The organism is Cellulomonas sp. GTC20042, assembly GCF_055389595.1.
In genome coordinates this window covers 553,037-570,010 of sequence record NZ_AP043678.1, presented here as the reverse complement: position 1 = coordinate 570,010, position 16,974 = coordinate 553,037, and the positions used below count along the sequence as shown (strand labels likewise).

The following is a 16,974-nucleotide window of genomic DNA, read 5'->3' as shown; positions in this document are numbered from 1 at the left end:
GTCACGCGGGCGGCGTGATCACCGGCAGCAGGTCGTCCGCGTCGATCCGGGTGCCCGGCAGCGGCTCGCCGCCGGGACGCAGCGCGGCGAGCAGCAGCGGTCCGCGCCGCTCCAGCAGGGCCTCGTTCAGCGTGCTGGGCAGCCCGGGGATCGGCCGCATGGCGGCGGCGAAGGTCAGCATGATCTCCGGCGCGCCGACGTCCTCGCGCACCAGCTCGAGCGCCTGCGCCCGGCCGACCAGGGCGACGGCGGCGGTCATGGCGCGCAGCCGGAGCGCGGCGAGCTCCGGGGTGAAGATCTCGGCGTCCCGGGCGTGCGGGACCAGCACCGGCATCAGCAGCGGCATCCCCGAGTCGAGCAGGCCCGTGAAGAACCGCGCCCACGCCGCCTCCGGCTCCGGCCCTTCGATCTCGGTCGCGGTGACGGCCACCAGGCCCAGCACGTGCTCGATCCGGTCGGAGACCACCGCGCACACCAGCGTCGACCGGTCCGGGAAGTGCCGGTACACCGTGCCGATGCCGACCCCCGCGGCCTTGGCCACCGCGTCCATCGGGGCGTCGAGCCCCTGCTGCGCGTAGATCCGGCGGGCGGCGGCCAGGATCGTCTGCCTGTTGCGTGCCGCGTCCGCCCTCATGCCCCTCAGGATAGGTCGAGATAACCGGAATCGGAACCTCCGCTTCCGTGGTAGCGTCGGATCACGGCGCCACCGACGGCGCCCCGCTGCGAAGGGAACGACCCGCGATGCGCGCGATGATCCTCAAGGAGTTCCGGGAGCTGCGACGCGACCGCCGCACCGTCGCGATGCTGGTGGTGCTGCCGCTGCTGCTGCTCACCATCTTCGGCTTCGCCGCCAACTTCACGATCGACACCTTGAGCGCCGTCGCCGTCGGGCCGCACGCGCAGCAGGTGGTGGACCAGATCGCCGCGACCCCCGCCGACGAGGTGATCGACGTGCGGGCCGTGCACCCCGAGGACGACCGCGCCGACGCCCACGCCGACCTGGCCGCCAACCGCTACGACGTCGCGATCGTCACCACCGACGCCGGCACCCCCGAGGTGCTGGTGGACGGCAGCAACCTGTTCGCCGCCCAGGCCGCCCAGGTGGTGCTCGCCCGGATGGGCGACGCGGTGACCACGACGATCCTGTTCAACCCGGACCTGACGACGTCCTGGGTGATGGTGCCCGCGCTGATCGGCCTGATCCTCACGTTCATCGGCACGATCATCACCAGCATCGGCCTGGTCAAGGAGCGCGCCGCTGGCACGCTGGAGCAGCTCGCCGTGATGCCGCTGCGCCCGGTGGACGTGATCGTCGGGAAGATCGCCCCGTACTTCCTGCTCGCCTCGATCGACATGCTGATCGTCACGCTGCTCGGGATGTGGATCTTCGACGTGCCGTTCAGCGGGTCGGTGTGGGTGTTCGCGCTGGCGGCGGCGGTGTTCCTGTTCGTGGTGCTCGGGATCGGGGTGCTGATCTCCACCGTCTCGCAGAACGCCGGGCAGGCGATCCAGACCGCGATCCTCGTGCTGCTGCCGCAGATCCTGCTGTCCGGGTTCATCTTCCCGCTGGACGCGATGGCCCCCGGGGTGCGGTGGATCGGCTACTGCCTGCCGCTGACCTACTTCGTGCAGGTGTCGCAGGGCGTGATGCTGCGCGGCGCCGGGATCGACTCGCTGTGGCCCGCGCTGCTGGTGCTGGTCGGCATGGCCGTGGTGGTCTTCGGCTCGGCGGTGTGGCGGTTCCGGGCGTCGATCACCCCGCGTCGGCCGCGCGGGTCGCGGACCACCGCGGCGGTGGCCCGGTGACCGCCGGCTGGGGCGTCGACGGCGTGACCGTGCGGCGCGGCGGGCAGGTGGTGCTGGACGACGTGTCGCTCGCCGTGCCCGCGGGCCAGGTGACCACGGTGGTCGGCGGCGACGGCGCGGGCAAGACCACCCTGCTGCGGGTGCTGCTCGGCTCGGTGCTGCCCGACGCGGGGACCGTCCGCCGGCCCGCGCGGACCGCGACCGGCTCGATGCCCGCCACCTCCGGGGTGTGGGGCGACCTGTCCGTCGCGGAGAACGTCGACCTGGTCGCCGGCGCCTACGGGCTGGGGCTCGCCGAGGGACGGGCGCGCGCCGCCGGGCTGCTGGAGGCCGCCGGGCTCACGAGCGCGCAGGACCGGCTGGGCAAGCAGCTGTCCGGCGGGATGCGGCAGAAGCTCGGGTTCTGCCTGGCGATGCTGCACGGCCCCGGGCTGCTCGTGCTGGACGAGCCCTCCACGGGCGTCGACCCGGTGAGCCGGGTGGAGCTGTGGCGGATGCTGTCCCGCGCGGCGTCCGAGGGGGCGGCGGTGCTGGTCGCCACCACCTACCTGGACGAGGCAGAGCGCGCGTCCTCGGTGCTCGTGCTCGACCAGGGCTTCGCGGTCTACTCCGGCGACCCCGCCACCGCGGCGCAGCGGGTGCGCGGCACCGTCGTGGTGGACGCCGCCGTCGGTGCGGGTGTGCCGGTGTGGCGGCGCGGCCCGGAGCGGCACGCGCTGCTGCCGGCGGGTGCCGCCGACGCCGGGGCGGGCGTGGAGCCCGACCTGGAGGACACCGTGATCGCGCTGACCCTGGAGCGGCGCGGTGAGGACGGGGCGGCGCTGGCGGGCGTTCCGGAGCCGGCAGCGACCCCGGCGGCGGCGCGCACCGCCGATGCCCCCGCCGTGGAGGCGCGCGACGTCGTCACCGCCTTCGGCCCGTTCCGCGCGGTGGACGGCGTCTCGCTCACCGTCCGTCCCGGGCAGGTGCTCGGGCTGCTCGGGGCCAACGGCGCCGGCAAGACCACGCTGATCCGCACCGTGCTCGGCCTGGTCGCCCCGACCGTCGGCGAGATCCGGGTGCTCGGCGGGGCGCCGTCGCGGCAGACCCGGCGCCGCCTCGGCTACGTCCCGCAGGGTCTGGGCCTCGCCGCCGACCTCAGCGTCGCGGAGAACCTCGCGTTCGTCGCCGCCGCCTACGGGCTGACCGAGGTGCCGCCGCTGCCGGCGGACCTGGAGCCGCACCGCGACCGGCTGGTGGGATCGCTCGGCCTCGGCCTGCAACGACGGCTCGCCTTCGCCGTCGCGCTCGCCCACCGGCCCGACCTGCTGGTGCTCGACGAGCCCACCTCCGGGGTCGACCCGCTCGCCCGCGCCGCGCTGTGGGACACCGTGCACGAGCAGGCCGAGGCCGGCGTCGCCGTGCTGGTCACCACGCACTACATGCAGGAGGCCGAGCAGTGCGACGAGCTCGTGCTGATGTCCCACGGCCGGCGCGTCACCGGCGGCGGGCTCGCCGAGGTGCTGGCCGGCGCGAGCGCTGTCCGGGTGGACGGGCCCGACCCGCGCGCGGTGTTCGCCGCGCTCACCGACGCCGGCCTGCCGGTCACCGTCGAGGGCCGGGCGGTGCGGGTCGCCGGGGTGGCGCCGGACGCGGTACGCGCCGCCCTCGACGCCGCCGGGGTCGCCGGTCAGGTCGCCGAGGTGGCGGCGCGGCTGGAGGAGGTCATGGTCCTCACCGAGGCGTGACCGCGCCGGGCACGGCGGGGCGTGTCAGCGGAAGGAGCCGACCGCCTCCGGCAGCGCCTCGGCCAGCGCGCGGGTGTCCTCGTGCTGCGGGTCGGTCAGCAACGTGCGCATCGACCCGGTCTCGACGATCTCCCCGTCCGACACCACGTGCACCGTGGCCGCCAGCCGGTCGACCATCCGCAGGTCGTGCGAGACCACCAGCAGCCCGACACCGGTCGCGGTCAGCGCCGCGACCCGCTCGGCCACCGCGTCACGCAGGGCCGGGTCCAGCGCCGTCGCCGGCTCGTCCAGCACCAGGATCTCCGGCCGGGTCGCCAGGGCGTCGGCCAGCACCACCCGCTGCTTCTCCCCGCCGGACAGCGAGTGCAGCGTGCGGGTCAGGTAGCGTGGCTCCATCCCGACCTGCGCCAGCACGTCCGCCGGCTCCATGCCGGTCGCCCGGCCCGCCTTGCGCGCGTCGTTCAGCGTGGACGACAGCAGCCGGTCCACGGTGCTGCGCGGGTCCGCGCCGGACAGCCCCTCCTGGTTCACCGCCCGCACGACCGACTTGAACGCCTTGGACTCCTTGCGGGACATCCGCGTCACGGTCCGCTCGCCGTAGGTCGCCCGCCCCTGGGTCACCTTGTGCCGACCGAGCAGCACCTGCACCAGCGTCGACTTGCCCGCGCCGGACCGGCCGATCAGCCCGACCGTCTCCCCCGGTGCGACCGACATGCTGACCCCGGAGAGCACCGGCGCGCCGCCGTAGCCCGCCCAGACGTCCTGCACCGCCAGTGCCGCGCCGCTCATCGGGTGCCCCCGGTCGGGATGCTGGTCTCGGGCATGTGCTGCTGCGACGGTCCCACTGCTGCGTGCTCCATCCGATGTGTCTGCTGCGTGCGCCCCCGCGGGGTCCAACGTACGGGGGGCACAGACAGTTTCCTCCGTGCCGGCGGGTGGGGTGCGATCACCGCGCGGCGCGCTGCGTCCGGAGGCCGCGCAGCATCATCACGGCCCCGCCGACCACCGCGAGCAGCCCGCCCACGACCAGGACCGCGCCGGCCCGGGCCGCCCAGACCCCCGCGCCGGTCTCCTCGGTGGTGAACGACCAGGTGATCATGCGCGTCAGCGACACGAGCCCACGACGCGGCTCCGGAGCCCCGTCGACCGCTGCCACCCCCAGCCCCAGCGGCAGCGACCCGATCAGCGCAGCACCCAGGCCCGTCGAGATCAGCACGAGGACCCAGCGGTCGAGTCCGCGCGTTACCCGCCACTCACGCACCGGGAGGGTCAGCATCACCCCGGCGGCCCAGAGCAGGGTGAGGACCAGCAGCGCGGCGGCGGCCAGGATCCCGGCCAGCACGCCGAACATCGCCACCAGCATCCACTCCTGCCCGGCGACCACCCGGACCAGCAGCGCGGTGACCAGGCCGGTCCCCGCCTGCGCGAAGCCCCAGGTGAACAGGCCGAGGGCGATCTCCCCGATCCCGGACCGCGCCCGCTGCACCAGCACCGGCAGCAGCCCGAGCACCGCGAGCACCCCGATCGGCAGCAGCATCGGCCACTCCGTGCGCGGCGGCTCCGGGTCGGCGAGCATGCCGTTCGCGATCAGGACCACGAGCACCCCGGCCGGCTGCGCCAGCACGCCGAGCCAGGCCGACCGCCGGTCGTGGGGTCGCGACGTGGTGCGGGGGTCGCGACGTCGCCGTTCGTCGCGCGCGCGGCGCTGCCGCTCCTGCCGGCGGGGCGATCGCGAGGTCACGGGCACTCAGCCTGCCAGAACGCCCCGCGGCGGCGTGGCTCGTCAGCCGATCAGTACCGGAACTGCTCCACCCGCCGGCGCAGGTCCTCCGAGAGCCGCGCGAGCTCACCGATCGAGTCGCCCATCTGCCCGAGGGTCTGCGAGGAGGTCGAGGTCGCGGCGGCCACGCCGGTGATGTTCACGGCGATCTCCCCCGACCCGGTCGCCGCCTCGGCCACCGAGCGCGACATCTCCGTCGTGGTCGCCGTCTGCTCCTCCACCGCCGACGCGATCGTGAGCTGGTAGTCGTTGATCGACGCGATGATGTGCGAGATCTCCCCGATCGCCCCGACCGCACCGGTGGTGTCCGCCTGGATCGCCTCCACCCGACGCGCGATGTCCTCCGTCGCCTTGGCCGTCTCCGACGCCAGCTCCTTGACCTCACCGGCCACCACCGCGAACCCCTTGCCCGCCTCACCGGCACGAGCAGCCTCGATCGTCGCGTTGAGCGCCAGCAGGTTCGTCTGCTCCGCGATCGAGGTGATCACCTTCACCACGTTCCCGATCTCCAGGCTCGACGCCCCCAACCGCGCCACCTGGTCGTTCGTCACCGCCGCAGCCTCGGTGGCCTGACCCGCGACCTTCGCCGCCGAGGACGCGTTCTGCGCGATCTCCCGGATGCTCGCCCCCATCTGCTCCGCACCCGCCGCCACCGTCTGCACGTTCCGCGACACCTGCTCCGCCGCAGCCGCCACCACCCCCGCCTGCGCCGACGTCTCGTCCGAGCCGGAGACGACCTGCGCGGAGGCGACGGACAGCTCCTCGGCGGCGGCCGCGACGGTCTGGGCGGTGCCGACGACGCCGGACATCAGGGAGCGCAGCGAGTCCTGCGCGGTGCCGAGCGCACCGGCCATCTCGCCGATCTCGTCACGCGAGGTGACCTGCGCGGGCACGGTGAGGTCGCCGGCGGCCATGGCGTCCACGGAGCGGCGGACGGCACGCACCGAGCGGGAGATCGCGCCGGCGGTGCGCAGGCCGGCGAGGATCGCGGCGATCGCGCTGACCAGGATCACCGCGGCGGTGACCAGGCGCGCCGTCGCGGCGGCCGACCCGGCGTCCTCGGTGGCGTCGACGGTGCGCTGGCGCAGGGAGTCCTGGAGCGCGAGCGTGGCGTCGCCGATCGCGTAGTAGACGTCGTAGGCGTCCCCGGTGATCAGCGCGTCGCCCTCGTCGAGGGACCCGACCTGTTAGGCGGCGACCACGCGGTCGTCGGCGGCGAAGAAGTCCTGCCAGAGGGTGCCGATCTGCTCGAAGGTCGCCTGCTCGTCGGCGGTGAGCGCGGCGGTGTCCACGGCGTCGAGGGCATCCTGCAGGGAGGCGACCGAGTCGACGTAGCCCGCCCGGTTGGGGTTGTCGAGGGAGACGGCCTCCGGGCCGCCGATCCGCCGGGTGTCCCAGGCGTAGGCGACCTGCCAGCCGGAGACGTCGCTGTTGAACATGCGGATCTCGCCGAGGTCGGTCGAGACGTCCTGCAGCTCGGCGAGACGGTCGTTGGCGGCGGCCACCTGGCCCAGCGCGACCTGCGACACGATGCCCGCGACGACGGCGGTCACGGCGCCGATCGCGGCGACGGTCAGCACCTTGCCGCGCACGGTGACGCGACGTCCCCGCGCGGACGTCCCGGACGGTGCGGCAACGGTCTCGGCGCTCATCGGCAATTCCTCCTACGACTCCCTGCGACGACCGGATCGGCCGCGCCGAGTCACGCGTGAGGGAACCCGGCGAGGTGGAACCAGGAGTTCACCCGCCGGAAACCGGGCCGACCCCGGGGACGACGACGCCGCGCAACCCGAGGGGTGACGCGGCGTCGGTCGAGCGGGGTGCGTCAGAACGTCATGTCGGTGATCTGGTCGGCGCTCGGGGCGACGATCTCCAGCGGGGCGCCCCAGCCGGTCATCAGCATCTCGAGGGTGGTGCCGTCCATCTCCATGGCGACCTTGCGCATCAGGTCGTCCTCGCCGACCCAGTACGTGTAGGAGATCTGCGCGGGCAGCGTGCCCTCGGGGACCTCGCTCATCGCGGGGTTGTTCATCTTGGCGGTGTCCACGACGACCGTGTACGGCTGCGCCTGCACCCCGTCGAGCTCGACCGGGTCACCGGACTTGTCGACCGAGACGATCGCCCCGTCCAGCGTCTTGATCGAGGCGGTCGGGTCGAGCTGCGAGTCCAGGCCGGCGAAGCTGCTCGCCATCGGGTCGTTCGGGTCGGAGGGGTCGACCTTGATGAACTTGCCGCCGGTGAGCTCGCCCATCGACATGTAGACGATGCCGTCCACGACGACCATGTCGAGGGCGGTGCCCTGCATGTCGACGGTGGCGCGCATGTTCTGCGAGGCGCCGGTGAACACGACGTCCGAGGTCATGTTCATCGTGATGCCGGAGGTCGTGGTGGACATCGTCGTGGTCACCGAGCCGGCCTCGACGGCGGCGCGGGTGATCCGGCTGACGAAGTCGTCGACGGTGTAGCCGGCGTCCTCGACGACCTCCTCGGTCTGCTCGGTCGACTGACCGGCGGAGGCGGTGCGGTCCGAGCCGGAGCCGGAGGAGTCGGAGGAGCAGGCGGACAGGCCGAGGACGGCCACGGTCGCCACGGACAGGGCGGCAAGGCCGCGCGTGATGCGCATCTGGAGGAGTCCCTCTCGCGTTCGGTGCGCCCGGCGTCGGCGTCCACGGGTACGGCGGGGAGGATCCAGGCGGCCCCCTGCCTGCACCGGTGGCGCGCGCACGGCGCGGGCTCGGTCGTCTGCGACTGTATCGCGCCGGTGAGCGGGCCAGGCGCCGGCTGAGTGGTTCCCGCACCCGCCCGGCGACGGCGGTCACGGGCGGCTCTGGGAGGATGGCCCGGTGACCGCCCCCGTGCTCGACGTCCCGTCCCTGCCCGACCTGGCCGATCTCCGACTGATCGCCACGGACATGGACGGGTCGCTGCTGGACGAGCGGGGGCGGGTGCCCGCCGGGCTGTGGCCGCTGCTGGACGAGCTGGACCGGCGCGGGATCGCGTTCTGCCCGGCGAGCGGGCGGCAGTACGCCAACCTGCGCTCGGTGCTCGGCGACCGCGGGGCCGACCTGTTCTACATCGCGGAGAACGGCGCCCACGTGGTGCACCAGGGCCGAGAGGTGTCCACCGATCCGCTGCCCGCCGCCGACGTCCCCTCCGTGGTGGGACGGGTGCGCGCGCTGGTGGCGGACGGCCGGGACGTCGGCATGGTGCTGTGCGGGCAGCGGTCCGCCTACGTCGAGCGGCGGGACGAGGCGTTCCTCGCGCACGCGACCCGGCACTACTCGGCGCTGGCCGAGGTGGACGACGTGCTCGCCCTGGACGACACCGTGCTCAAGATCGCGGTCTTCGACTTCGGCTCGGTCGAGGAGCGCACCGCGCCCGCGTTCGCCGACCTGCCGGAGCACCTGCGGGTGCTGGTGTCCGGGCAGCACTGGCTGGACGTGATGAGCGCCGACGCCGACAAGGGCCACGGCCTGCGCCGGGTGCAGGCCGCGCTCGGGGTCACCGCCGGGCAGACCATGGCGTTCGGCGACTACCTCAACGACGCCGGGATGCTGCGCGAGGCGCGCTGGTCGGTGGCGATGGACAACGCGCACCCCGACCTGCGGGCGGCCGCCCGGTACGTCGCCCCGGCGAACAGCCGCGACGGCGTGGTGCGGACGATCGCGGCGGCGCTCGGCGTCACCCTGCCGGTCTGATCACCAGGGGTGCAGCTCGGGCGCCTCGCCCGGGTGCGCCTCGAACGCGGCCCGCTCGGCGTCGGTGAACGCACGGCTGCGCAGCGTGTCCCGGTCGAGCTGCACCATCCGCGAGCGCGCCCGCAGGTAGACCACCGGCTCGCCGTCACCCGGCTCCGCGTCCACGATCTCGTAGGCGAAGTCCACCGAGGACCGGCCGATCCGCGGCACCCACACGTCCACCGCGACCGGCGCCGGACGGAACGACAGCGGCGCCAGGTAGTCGATGTCGTGCTTGACCACCACGAGCATCGAGTCGGTGGCCCGGCCCTGCGCGTCCACGCCCATCGACGGGAACAGCGCGAACCGCGCGTCGTCCAGGTAGCGCAGGTACGCCGCGTTGTTCACGTGCGCGAACAGGTCGACGTCCGACCACCTGACCTGCATCGTCACCCGCCCGCGGGGCGCCCCCTCGGTGGTCGGCACGGCGGGGGCAGGCTCGGGGGCGGTCATGCCCTCAGGGTAGGCGCGGCGCGCACCGGCGGATCCCGCTCATCCGTCGGCGGCGGCGACCAGCGCGGCCACGTCGAGCTTCTGCATCCCGAGCATCGCCTGCATCGCCCGCCCGGCCCGCGCGGGGTCCGGGTCCTGGAGCAGCGTGCCCAGCACCGTCGGCACGATCTGCCAGGACAGCCCGAACCGGTCCTTCAGCCAGCCGCACTTCGAGGGCTCGCCACCACCGGCGATCAGGCCGTCCCACAGCCGGTCCACGTCCTCCTGGGTGTCGACGTCCACGTACAGCGAGATCGCCTCGGTGAACCGGAAGTGCGGCCCGCCGTTGAGCGCCTGCACCCGCATCCCGTCGAGCTCGAAGGTCACCGACATCACGCTGCCCGCGGTGGCCGGGGGCGGGCTGCCCTGCGGGTAGCGCTGCACGTCGAGGATCCGCGAGCCCGGGATGAGCGAGGTGTACAGCTCGGCGGCCTGCTCGGCCTGGTCGTCGAACCACAGGAACGGGCTGACGCGGGACATGGCGGACCTCCTCGTCGCGGGTGCGGCCAGGGTACGGCGCGGGTGGGCGCGCAGCGCGGCGGAAGCGTCACCCCCGCACGGCGAACCGCCGGGCCGAGACCACCGTCGGCGCGACGAGCAGGGCGGGCAGCAGGAACGCCGGGCCGAGGCCGGGGCCGTCGGCGAGCAGGCCGACGAGGACGGCGCCGAGCACCGCACCGACGTAGTTGAACAGGTTGATCCGGGCGATGATCTCGTCGACGCGGGAGGGGTCGAGCTCGCCGGCGGCGGAGAACGCGAGCGGGACGAGGGCGCCGACGCCGATGCCGACCACGGCGAAGCCGATGACGGCGGCGACGGGCTGCGGCACGAGGGCGACGAGCAGCAGGCCGAGCACGGCGGCGCTGCCGGTGACGGCGACGACGGGTGGGCGGCCGACGCGGGCGACGACGCGGTCACCGGCGAGGCGGGTGAGCAGGATGGCGGCCTGGTAGGCGGCGTAGCCGAGGGGGGCGACGCCGGCGGAGGCGGCGAGGGTGTCGTGCAGGTAGACGGTGCTCCAGGTGCTGACGGCGGAGTCGGCGACGAAGGCGGCGAGCACGACGCAGCCGAACAGCAGGATGCCCCGGGTGGGCAGCGGCCGCCGCTCGTCCGACGACGACGAGGGCACCGGCGCCGCCACCACGGCCTCGACGCCGATCCCCGGCACCCCCTCGACGACGGCACCAGCCCCCGCTGCACCACCCCCGGCCGCCAGCGGCAGGTCGCTGCCGACCAGCCGGGGTCGTCCGAGCAGCAGCGCACCGACCAGCACGACGGCCGCGACAACCAGCGCCCCGCCGGCCCCCGGACCGGAGCCGGCACCGACCAGCGCGGACATCACCAGCGCCCCGACGATGGCGGCGGCGGTGTAGCAGGCGAAGAAGCCGGACATCACGGCCCGCCCGTACCGGTGCTGCACGAGGACGCCCTGGATGCCGGCGGAGGCGTCGACCATGCCGAGACCGAGCCCGTAGATCGCGAAGCCGGCGACGAAGGGCACCATCGGGGTGGCCAGCGCGACCAGCGGCAGCGCGACCGCCTGGAGGGCGAGCCCGAGCAGCACGGCGGTGCGCGAGCCGCGCCGGGTGGACAGCCGTTCGGCGAGCACCGACCCGCCGGCGGCGGCGACGCAGACCAGCAGCACGATCATCGACACGGCCGTGTCGTCGATGCCCTGGCGCTCCTTGAACGCGGGGAGGGCGGTGACGACGGTGGCGTAGCCGAGGCCCTGCGCGGCGTACGCGCCGCTGACGGCGACCCGGGCCAGCACGGCCCGACGGTCGACCGTGGTGGTGGTCGTCGTCATGACGCCGCCTCTCTCGATCGGGTGCGACAGGGGGATCGGCGCGCCGTCGGGCCGTGGGTGGTGGAGCGGTCAGCGGCGAGCGGCGACGATCCCGAAGGCCTCGTGGGCGATCTCGACCGTGCGGGCGACGTCGGCGCTGGTGAGCGCGGCGTTGATGAAGTGGTTGTGGTGCGAGGTGAGGAACGCCCCGCGCTGCACGACCTCGGCGACCCACTGCTGGTGCAGCATCAGCGAGTCATCGTCGGCGAGCCGCAGGTAGAACAGCGCGGGCGCGCCGGAGGCCACCAGGTGCAGCCCGTGGTCGGCGGCGGCGGAGACCAGACCGGTGGTGAGCTCGGTGCCGAGGCGGTCGAACAGCGCGGGGCCGTCGATCTTCTTGAGCTTCTCGATCGTGGCGATCCCGGCGGCGAAGGGCACGGCGCTCATCCAGTACGAGCCGGTGTAGGACAGGCTGCTGACCACGTCCTTGAGCGACTCCCGCCCGCAGAGCGCGGAGACGTTGTACCCGTTGGCCAGTGCCTTGCAGAAGCAGATCAGGTCGGCCTGGAAGCCGAAGTGGTGGTCGGAGCCGGCGAGGTCGAGGCGGAAGCCGGCGCGCACGTCGTCGACGATCAGCACCACGCCGTGCTCGTCGCACAGCCGCCGGACGCCCTGCCAGTAGCCCTCACCGGGCAGCACGTTGTCGACGAAGTTGCCGTGCATGTACGGCTGGGCGATCAGGCCGGCGATCTCACCGCGGTGCTCGGAGAAGATCTTCTCCAGCGCGGCCAGGTCGTTCCACGGCGCGTAGAGGTTGTTCGCGACGTCCTCCTCGAGGATGCCGGGGTAGTCGAGCTTCTGCGTCCACGGCGCGACCCCGTGGTAGAAGCCGTCGAAGAAGACGATCTTCTTGCGCCGGGTGGCCGCGCGGGCGGTGAGGACGGCGAGGGTGGTGGTGTCGCCGCCGTTCTTGGCGAAGAACGCCCAGTCGGCGCTGGCGACGGTGTCCACCAGCAGCTCGGCGAAGTCGATCATCACCGTGGACGGGATCGTCACGACGTCCTCGAGCTTGGCCTGCGCGGCGGCGGCGGCGTGCACATCGGGGTCGTTGTAGCCGAGCACGTTGGGGCCGTAGCCGCACATGTAGTCGATGTACTCGTTGCCGTCGACGTCCCAGAACCGGGTGCCCTCGGCGCGCTGCGAGAACAGCGGGAACGCCGTGGTCGGCACGTAGCAGCCCTCGGTGGGGCCCTGGTGGCCGTAGATGCCGGAGGGGATGACCTTGAACGCGCGGTCGAAGGCCTCGCGGCTCTTGGTGTACGTGTACGGCTGCGTGGGCGTGGTGGTGGTCATGGCGGTGCTCACTCTCCGAGGTACTGGCCGACGCGGTCGAGGATGCGGTTCACGTTGTCGACCATGGCGATCTGCCCGCGCATGGCGATGGTGCCGTCGCCGATGCAGGCGATGGCGCTGACCTGCCCGGCGAGCAGGGCGCCCGCGGTGTCGAGATCGGCGAAGGTCATGGCCGCGCGGGGGTGCGGGGACGGCTCCGGCAGGAAGGTGATCCGGTGGTCGCGCACGCGCAGCGTGTAGGTGAGGGTGTCGCGCACCTCGAGCACCACGTCGCCGTCCGGGATCAGGTGGGCGGAGAACCGGCCGGAGCGGTCCTCGTTGCCGACCTGCGCGACGGCGGCGGCGGCCACGTGCAGGGTGAGCACGGTGCTGGTGGCGCGGAACTCCGGGTCGGCGAGGTCCTCGGCGCTGGGGCGCAGGTAGCGGGTGAGGATCTCGGTCAGCGGGGCGAACACCTTGAGCAGGAACGCGATCCGGTGGAAGCCGGAGACCGGCACCGGCTGCGCGGCCCCGTCGATCACCCTGTTGAAGGCCTCCGGCCCGGTGAACGGCAGCACGATCGTGGCGGCGGCACGGTCGGGCACCAGGCGGACCTCGCCGTCGCGGAAGGCGAGCACGCCGCGCGGTCCGCCGCGCACCGCGAAGCCGAGGGTGGTCGGCCGCGGTTCGGCGGCGAGCAGCGCGCGCGCCTCGGGCACCCGGCGGACCAGCTCGGGCAGGGTGCCGAGCACCGCGTGCAGGTTCACGAACGCGGTGGTGCGGGGATCTGTCTCAGTGAGCATGCTGCGGCTCCTCGACGGTGGGGGCGGGATCGGCGGTCAGGGAGACCGGTTCGGCGAGCGCGGCGAGCGCGCGGGCGGCGAACCGGGCGGTGGTGCGGGCGGCGTCGGTGTCCCGATCGGCCAGCCAGGCGGTCGTCAGGCCGTCGGTGACCATCACGAGCGCGCGGCCGGCGACGTCGAGCGGGACGGTCCACCGGGTGCCGGTGGCGCGCGCGGCGGTGACCAGCGAGGCGACGGCGGCCTCCCGGTAGACGTCGTACTGCGCGACGCGGGCGGCCCGCTGGCCAGGGGTGCGCAGCGCGTAGAGCGCCAGGTCGAGCAGCGCCTGCTCCCGGGCGGGATCGGCCTCCAGCAGGTCGATGTACCGGTCCAGCCCCGCTGTGATCACGGTGACGAGGTCGGGCGCGTCGGCGCCGTCCAGCGGCAGCAGGCCCGCCTCGGCCGCACGGTGCTCCTCGGCGGTGACCTGCGCGATCACGGCCTCCAGCAGGTGCTCGCGGGAGGGGAACGCGTAGTGCAGGCTCGCCAGCGACATCCCGGCCTCGGCGACCACGGCACGGGTGGTGGTGGCGGCCACCCCGTCCCGCGCGATCACCCGCACGGCGGCGTCCACCAGCGCCCGTCGGCGGTCCTCGACCGCGATCCGGGGGCTCACCCGTCACCCATCAGCCGGGCGGCGACGCCGAGCACCAGGCGGCGCGGCAGCAGCCCGACGGCGACGGCGGTGGCCTTGTTCCGCCAGCCGGCGACCACCGACGGCGGGGCGTTGCGACGATCGAGCGCGCGGAAGGCGACGTCCACCACCTGCGGCACGGTGAGCATCTGGCCGACCTTGAACCCCTCGGAGCCGGCGGCCTGGAAGAACTCGGTCTCGGTCGGCCCCGGGCACAGGGTCAGCACCCGCAGCGACGTGCCGCGGTGCTCCTGCCAGATGCCCTCGGTCAGCGCCCGCACGTAGGCCTTGGTGGCGGAGTACACGGCGATCGACGGGGCCGGCTGGTACGCGGCGGTGCTGGCGACGTTGAGCAGGATGCCGCGGGGCGCGGCGACCAGGTCGGGCAGCAGCAGCCGGGAGAGCACGGTGACCGCCCCGACGTTGACCTGCACCTCGTCGGCGATCCGCGCGGGGTCCTCGCCGAGGAACGGGCCGTAGGTGCCGAAGCCGGCGTTGTTGACCAGCGCGTCGACCCGGAGCTGCTGCTCGGCGAGCGCGGCCACCAGCGCGGCCGGCGCGGCCGGGTCGGCCAGGTCGGCGGTGAGGACGGTGGCAGCCACGCCGTGCCGTGCGGACAGGTCGGCGGCCAGCGCCTCCAGCCGGTCACGACGGCGGGCGACCAGCACCAGGTCGTACCCCCGGCCGGCGAACCGGTGGGCGAACTCGGTGCCGAAGCCGGAGGACGCCCCGGTGACCAGGGCGACGGGACGGCGGCGGGGCGTCTCGGTGGCGATGACGGGCTCCGGTGCTCGATCGGAAGTGGGTCGACCGACCCAGTCGGAGCAGCGTGGCACCGGCGCGGGGTGCGCGCCAGAGGGACGGCGCAGGTTTTACCCGCCCGAAACGCCGGCGGAGGTCCCGGCGACGGCACGTGTCAGCGCCGCGTCAGCGCCGTGCAAGCGAGGGCGCGGAGCATCGGAGCCGACACCACAGGAGGTCCATCCATGCACACCACCACCGGCGACCAGCGCTGGGCCGTCGAGGCTCACGGCCTGGTCAAGACCTTCGGCGACCACCGCGCCGTCGACGGCATCGACCTGAGCATCCGCACCGGGGCCGTCTACGGCTTCCTCGGTCCGAACGGGGCCGGCAAGACCACCACCATCCGCATGCTCGCCACGCTGCTGCGTCCCGACGCCGGCACCGCGACCATCTTCGGCCGCGACGTCGTCCGCGAGCCGGAGGCCGTCCGCCGGCTGATCGGCGTGACCGGCCAGTACGCCTCGGTGGACGAGAGCCTGTCCGCCACCGAGAACCTCGTGCTGTTCTCCCGCCTGCACGGGCTGTCCCGCCGCGACGCCCGCCGCACCTCCGCCGCCCTGCTCGAGGAGTTCGGGCTGAGCGAGGCCGCGGCCCGCCCGCTGAAGAACTTCTCCGGCGGCATGCGCCGACGCCTCGACCTGGCCGCCTCGCTGATCTCGCACCCGCCGCTGATCTTCCTGGACGAGCCCACCACCGGCCTCGACCCGCGCACCCGGCTCCAGATGTGGGAGACGATCCGCCGGCTGGTCGCGCAGGGCTCCACGGTGCTGCTCACCACGCAGTACCTGGACGAGGCCGACCAGCTCGCCGAGCGGATCGCCGTGATCGACCGCGGCACGCTCGTCGCCGAGGGCACCGGCGCGGAGCTCAAGGCCTCGGTCGGCACCGCCCGCCTCCAGCTCGACCTCACCGACGACGCCGACGAGCCCGAGGCGCTGCGGATCACCCGCTCGGTGCTCGGCGTCGAGGCGGTCCGCACCCCGGACGGCCACCTGACCGCCCCCGTCCCCGCCGCGGACTCCGCCGGCGACGTGCTCGTCGCCCTGCGGTCCGCCGGCATCGGTCTGCGCGGCGTCACCGTGCAGCAGCCCACCCTCGACGAGGTCTTCCTCACGCTCACCGGCCACGCGCCGGCCGGCGAGGAGACCGCCGAGGCCGAGATCACCGCCCCCGAGAAGGTCCACGCATGAGCACTCTCGCCCCCACCCGTCCCGCCGCCGACCCCTTCGAGATCGCCCGGGCCGCCGCGAACCGCGTGCCGGTCCTCGACACCGTCCGCCAGTCGTTCAGCATGGCCTGGCGCGGCCTGCTCAAGATCCGCCGCACGCCCGAGCAGCTGTTCGACGTGACGTTCCAGCCGATCATCTTCACGCTGATGTTCACGTACATCTTCGGCGGGGCCATCGCCGGGGACGTCACGTCCTACCTGCCGTTCTTCATCCCCGGCATCCTGGTGCAGACCGTGATCACCACCTCCGTGGTCACCGGTGTGCAGCTGCGCGAGGACATGGACAAGGGCGTGTTCGACCGGTTCCGCTCCCTGCCGATCGCCCGGATCGCCCCGCTGGCCGGCGCGCTGCTGGCCGACACCGTCCGCTACGCCATCGCCACGGTGCTCACCATGACCATGGGCATGATCATCGGCTGGCGGCCGGACGGCGGGTTCGTCGGCGTCGTGTCGGCGGGTCTGCTGGTGATCGTCAGCTCGTGGGCGATCTCCTGGGTGTTCGCGTTCTTCGGCGTGATCGCCCGCTCGGCGTCCTCGGTGCAGGGGATCTCGATGATCATCCTGTTCCCGCTGACGTTCGCGTCGAACGCCTTCGTGCCCGCCGACACGATGCCGGGCTGGCTGCGCTCGTTCGTGGACGTCAACCCGGTGTCGCACCTGGTCACCGCCGCGCGCGAGCTGACCATGAACGGGGCCTGGACCGCCGACGCCGCCTGGGCGCTGCTCGGGGCCGCCGTGATCGTGGCGATCTTCGCGCCGCTCACCGTGCGGGCGTACATGCGCAAGGCGTGACCCACCGGGTCGGC

General features: G+C 73.8%; 17 protein-coding genes and 1 pseudogene. 5 read left to right on the top strand and 13 right to left on the bottom strand.

What is annotated here, in order from left to right:
• Position 1 precedes the first annotated feature (1 nt).
• A complete protein-coding gene (locus ACZ5HG_RS02675; RefSeq protein WP_464180259.1) occupies positions 2-634 on the bottom strand; it encodes a TetR/AcrR family transcriptional regulator in 633 nt (210 codons plus the stop codon).
• Between the two features lie 107 nt (positions 635-741).
• On the opposite strand from ACZ5HG_RS02675, the gene ACZ5HG_RS02670 reads away from it, so the two are divergent.
• Together ACZ5HG_RS02670 and ACZ5HG_RS02665 are read left to right on the top strand one after the other, a co-directional pair.
• On the top strand, positions 742-1,806 hold the full coding sequence (locus ACZ5HG_RS02670) for an ABC transporter permease (RefSeq protein ID WP_464180258.1): 1,065 nt from the start codon (positions 742-744) through the stop codon (positions 1,804-1,806).
• Positions 1,803-3,533, top strand: coding sequence for an ATP-binding cassette domain-containing protein (locus tag ACZ5HG_RS02665; RefSeq protein WP_464180257.1), 1,731 nt, complete (start codon positions 1,803-1,805; stop codon positions 3,531-3,533). Before ACZ5HG_RS02670 ends, ACZ5HG_RS02665 begins: the two co-directional genes overlap by 4 nt.
• Positions 3,534-3,557: 24 nt before the next feature.
• On the opposite strand, the gene ACZ5HG_RS02660 is transcribed toward ACZ5HG_RS02665, so the two are convergent.
• The 5 genes and pseudogenes from ACZ5HG_RS02660 to ACZ5HG_RS02640 all read right to left on the bottom strand — a co-directional run bounded on the left by ACZ5HG_RS02660 (position 3,558) and on the right by ACZ5HG_RS02640 (position 7,936).
• Complete coding sequence (locus ACZ5HG_RS02660; RefSeq protein ID WP_464180256.1) at positions 3,558-4,322, bottom strand: ABC transporter ATP-binding protein; 765 nt, start codon at positions 4,320-4,322, stop codon at positions 3,558-3,560.
• Positions 4,323-4,479: 157 nt separating this feature from the next.
• Positions 4,480-5,274, bottom strand: coding sequence for a hypothetical protein (locus tag ACZ5HG_RS02655; protein WP_464180255.1), 795 nt, complete (start codon positions 5,272-5,274; stop codon positions 4,480-4,482).
• Positions 5,275-5,324: 50 nt separating this feature from the next.
• Positions 5,325-6,461: pseudogene (locus ACZ5HG_RS02650) on the bottom strand (methyl-accepting chemotaxis protein); the annotation flags it as partial.
• Between the two features lie 39 nt (positions 6,462-6,500).
• The gene (locus ACZ5HG_RS02645; RefSeq protein WP_464180254.1) at positions 6,501-6,965 is read right to left on the bottom strand and encodes an MCP four helix bundle domain-containing protein; all 465 of its coding nucleotides are present in this window, start codon (positions 6,963-6,965) and stop codon (positions 6,501-6,503) included.
• A 173-nt stretch (positions 6,966-7,138) separates the two neighbouring features.
• Complete coding sequence (locus ACZ5HG_RS02640; protein ID WP_464180253.1) at positions 7,139-7,936, bottom strand: SCO4651 family lipoprotein; 798 nt, start codon at positions 7,934-7,936, stop codon at positions 7,139-7,141.
• A 220-nt stretch (positions 7,937-8,156) separates the two neighbouring features.
• Here ACZ5HG_RS02640 and ACZ5HG_RS02635 point away from each other — a divergent pair, with 220 nt between their 5' ends.
• A complete protein-coding gene (locus tag ACZ5HG_RS02635; RefSeq protein ID WP_464180252.1) occupies positions 8,157-9,011 on the top strand; it encodes a Cof-type HAD-IIB family hydrolase in 855 nt (284 codons plus the stop codon).
• Here ACZ5HG_RS02635 and ACZ5HG_RS02630 read toward each other — a convergent pair whose 3' ends face one another.
• From ACZ5HG_RS02630 to ACZ5HG_RS02600, 7 genes are all read right to left on the bottom strand, one after another.
• Positions 9,012-9,503: an acyl-CoA thioesterase gene (locus tag ACZ5HG_RS02630; RefSeq protein ID WP_464180251.1), complete on the bottom strand. Its 492-nt coding sequence runs from the start codon at positions 9,501-9,503 to the stop codon at positions 9,012-9,014.
• Between the two features lie 39 nt (positions 9,504-9,542).
• The gene (locus ACZ5HG_RS02625; RefSeq protein WP_464180250.1) at positions 9,543-10,022 is read right to left on the bottom strand and encodes a VOC family protein; all 480 of its coding nucleotides are present in this window, start codon (positions 10,020-10,022) and stop codon (positions 9,543-9,545) included.
• Between the two features lie 67 nt (positions 10,023-10,089).
• The gene (locus ACZ5HG_RS02620; RefSeq protein ID WP_464180248.1) at positions 10,090-11,349 is read right to left on the bottom strand and encodes an MFS transporter; all 1,260 of its coding nucleotides are present in this window, start codon (positions 11,347-11,349) and stop codon (positions 10,090-10,092) included.
• Positions 11,350-11,418: 69 nt separating this feature from the next.
• Complete coding sequence (locus ACZ5HG_RS02615; RefSeq protein ID WP_464180247.1) at positions 11,419-12,681, bottom strand: aminotransferase class III-fold pyridoxal phosphate-dependent enzyme; 1,263 nt, start codon at positions 12,679-12,681, stop codon at positions 11,419-11,421.
• An 8-nt stretch (positions 12,682-12,689) separates the two neighbouring features.
• Positions 12,690-13,463, bottom strand: a complete 774-nt coding sequence (locus ACZ5HG_RS02610; protein ID WP_464180246.1) for a hypothetical protein — start codon at positions 13,461-13,463, stop codon at positions 12,690-12,692.
• Positions 13,453-14,118, bottom strand: coding sequence for a TetR/AcrR family transcriptional regulator (locus ACZ5HG_RS02605; RefSeq protein WP_464180245.1), 666 nt, complete (start codon positions 14,116-14,118; stop codon positions 13,453-13,455). The genes ACZ5HG_RS02610 and ACZ5HG_RS02605 overlap by 11 nt, the downstream gene beginning before the upstream one ends.
• Positions 14,115-14,972, bottom strand: coding sequence for an SDR family NAD(P)-dependent oxidoreductase (locus tag ACZ5HG_RS02600; protein ID WP_464180244.1), 858 nt, complete (start codon positions 14,970-14,972; stop codon positions 14,115-14,117). Before ACZ5HG_RS02600 ends, ACZ5HG_RS02605 begins: the two co-directional genes overlap by 4 nt.
• A 150-nt stretch (positions 14,973-15,122) precedes the next feature.
• Between ACZ5HG_RS02600 and ACZ5HG_RS02595 the strand changes: the two genes are divergently transcribed.
• A complete protein-coding gene (locus ACZ5HG_RS02595) occupies positions 15,123-16,130 on the top strand; it encodes an ATP-binding cassette domain-containing protein (RefSeq protein WP_464180243.1) in 1,008 nt (335 codons plus the stop codon).
• Entirely contained in the window at positions 16,127-16,960 is an 834-nt protein-coding gene (locus tag ACZ5HG_RS02590; RefSeq protein ID WP_464180242.1) for an ABC transporter permease, read from the top strand. The genes ACZ5HG_RS02595 and ACZ5HG_RS02590 overlap by 4 nt, the downstream gene beginning before the upstream one ends.
• The last annotated feature ends 14 nt before the right edge of the window (positions 16,961-16,974 follow it).